Source organism: Rhizobium alarense, assembly GCF_021555155.1.
GTDB classification, from domain to species: domain Bacteria; phylum Pseudomonadota; class Alphaproteobacteria; order Rhizobiales; family Rhizobiaceae; genus Rhizobium_D; species Rhizobium_D alarense.
This window is the reverse complement of sequence record NZ_JAKGBU010000150.1, coordinates 1-2,500: the sequence shown is the minus strand read 5'-3', so window position 1 is coordinate 2,500 and position 2,500 is coordinate 1. Positions and strand designations below refer to the sequence as shown.

Here is a 2,500-nt window from a genome sequence, read left to right as displayed (position 1 = left end):
AAATAGAACCTGAAACCGGTTGCCTACAAACAGTCGGAGGGCGTGAGCCTGACGGCGTACCTTTTGTATAATGGGTCAACGACTTAGTGTGACGAGCAAGCTTAAGCCGATAGGTGGAGGCGCAGCGAAAGCGAGTCTGAACAGGGCGTTCAGTTCGTCGCATTAGACCCGAAACCGAGTGATCTAGCCATGAGCAGGTTGAAGGTTGGGTAACACCAACTGGAGGACCGAACCCGCATCTGTTGCAATAGATTGGGATGACTTGTGGCTAGGGGTGAAAGGCCAATCAAACTCGGAAATAGCTGGTTCTCCGCGAAATCTATTTAGGTAGAGCGTCGACCGAATACCCCCGGGGGTAGAGCACTGGATGGGCTATGGGGACTCACCGTCTTACTGATCCTAACCAAACTCCGAATACCGGGGAGTACTAGTCGGCAGACACACGGCGGGTGCTAACGTCCGTCGTGAAGAGGGCAACAACCCTGACCTCCAGCTAAGGTCCCCAAGTCATGGCTAAGTGGGAAAGGATGTGAGACTCCCAAAACAACCAGGATGTTGGCTTAGAAGCAGCCATCATTTAAAGAAAGCGTAACAGCTCACTGGTCTAATTAAGGGGTTTTGCGCCGAAAATGTAACGGGGCTGAAGCCATGCACCGAAGCTGAGGATGTGCTTAAAGCACGTGGTAGCGGAGCGTTCCGTAAGCCTGCGAAGGGATACCCGTGAGGGGTCCTGGAGGTATCGGAAGTGCGAATGTTGACATGAGTAACGATAAAGAGGGTGAGAGACCCTCTCGCCGAAAGACCAAGGGTTCCTGCTTAAAGTTAATCTGAGCAGGGTTAGCCGGCCCCTAAGACGAGGCGGACACGCGTAGTCGATGGGAACCACGTTAATAGTCGTGGGCCTGGTGGTAGTGACGGATTGCGAAACCTGTTCAGCCTTATTGGATTGGCTGGGCGGGGCAGCGGTTCCAGGAAACAGCTCCACCATTATAGACCGTACCCGAAACCGACACAGGTGGTCAGGTAGAGTATACCAAGGCGCTTGAGAGAACTATGTTGAAGGAACTCGGCAAATTGCACGCGTAACTTCGGAAGAAGCGTGACCCCATTTTACGCAAGTGAGGTGGGGTGGCACAGACCAGGGGGTAGCGACTGTTTATCAAAAACACAGGGCTCTGCGAAGTCGCAAGACGACGTATAGGGTCTGACGCCTGCCCGGTGCTGGAAGGTTAAGAGGAGAGGTGCAAGCTTTGAATCGAAGCCCCAGTAAACGGCGGCCGTAACTATAACGGTCCTAAGGTAGCGAAATTCCTTGTCGGGTAAGTTCCGACCTGCACGAATGGCGTAACGACTTCCCCGCTGTCTCCAACATAGACTCAGTGAAATTGAATTCCCCGTGAAGATGCGGGGTTCCTGCGGTCAGACGGAAAGACCCCGTGCACCTTTACTATAGCTTTACACTGGCATTCGTGTCGGCATGTGTAGGATAGGTGGTAGGCTTTGAAGCGGGGACGCCAGTCTTCGTGGAGCCATCCTTGAAATACCACCCTTATCGTCATGGATGTCTAACCGCGGTCCGTCATCCGGATCCGGGACAGTGTATGGTGGGTAGTTTGACTGGGGCGGTCGCCTCCGAAAGAGTAACGGAGGCGCGCGATGGTGGGCTCAGACCGGTCGGAAATCGGTCGTCGAGTGCAATGGCATAAGCCCGCCTGACTGCGAGACTGACAAGTCGAGCAGAGACGAAAGTCGGTCATAGTGATCCGGTGGTCCCGCGTGGAAGGGCCATCGCTCAACGGATAAAAGGTACGCCGGGGATAACAGGCTGATGACCCCCAAGAGTCCATATCGACGGGGTTGTTTGGCACCTCGATGTCGGCTCATCGCATCCTGGGGCTGGAGCAGGTCCCAAGGGTTTGGCTGTTCGCCAATTAAAGCGGTACGTGAGCTGGGTTCAGAACGTCGTGAGACAGTTCGGTCCCTATCTGCCGTGGGTGTAGGAATATTGACAGGATCTGTCCCTAGTACGAGAGGACCGGGATGGACATATCTCTGGTGGACCTGTTGTCCTGCCAAGGGCATAGCAGGGTAGCTATATATGGAAGGGATAACCGCTGAAGGCATCTAAGCGGGAAACCCACCTGAAAACGAGTATTCCCTTGAGAGCCGTGGAAGACGACCACGTTGATAGGCCGGGTGTGGAAGCGCAGCAATGTGTGAAGCTTACCGGTACTAATCGCTCGATTGGCTTGATCGTTCTCATTGAAAATGCTCATCGACTGAAATTCGATGAGCCATCTCTTCTGTCCTGACGCTGTCGCGGCTTCGCCGCTTCGCGCCGGACGGGCCGCGCCACAAGGCGCGACGGCCTCTGGCCTTGCGGAGCTTCGCTCCGGATCGTGCCAGACGCAAAGTTCAAAGACGTGTTCAAAGACAAAAGGGGTGAAAACCTCGCCAGCTTCTCAATCATCATGCACAAGGCATGCTCATACGTTCCCGT

General features: G+C 54.5%; 1 rRNA gene (cut by a window edge). It reads left to right on the top strand.

Annotation, left to right across the window (positions count from 1 at the left end):
* Positions 1 to 2,257, top strand: a 23S ribosomal RNA gene (locus LXM94_RS25300) (it extends 745 nt beyond the left edge of the window).
* Positions 2,258 to 2,500 lie beyond the last annotated feature (243 nt).